Source organism: Mesorhizobium sp. M7A.F.Ca.ET.027.03.2.1 (assembly GCF_003999175.1).
GTDB lineage: Bacteria > Pseudomonadota > Alphaproteobacteria > Rhizobiales > Rhizobiaceae > Mesorhizobium.
Genome location: NZ_RZOM01001927.1, coordinates 1 through 423 on the forward strand (window position 1 = coordinate 1; position 423 = coordinate 423).

The 423-nt window shown below is 61.2% G+C and carries 1 protein-coding gene; it reads left to right on the forward strand.

Annotation, left to right across the window (positions count from 1 at the left end; translation table 11 throughout):
* Nucleotides 1-423, forward strand: a 423-nt coding sequence (locus tag EN750_RS38815) for a cbb3-type cytochrome c oxidase subunit I (RefSeq protein WP_189526892.1), incomplete at both ends; no start/stop codon positions are given.

Here is a 423-nt window from a genome sequence, read left to right on the forward strand (position 1 = left end):
GTCCGGCGCCTGGGACAAGCTGCGCACCGATCCGATCATACGCATGATGGTGATGGCCGTCGCCTTCTATGGCATGTCGACCTTCGAAGGCCCCATCATGGCGATCCGGGCGGTCAATTCGCTGTCGCATTATACCGACTGGACGATCGGCCACGTCCATTCGGGCGCGCTCGGCTGGGTTGGCATGATCTCGTTCGGCGCAATCTACTACATGGTGCCGAAGCTCTGGAACCGGCAACGGCTCTACTCGTTGCGGCTGGTCACCTGGCATTTCTGGCTGGCGACACTTGGTATCGTTGTCTACGCCGCGGTGATGTGGGTATCCGGCGTCATGCAGGGCCTGATGTGGCGCGAATACGACGAGCAGGGCTTCCTGGTCTACTCCTTCGCCGAGACCGTCGCCGCCATGCACCCCTACTATGT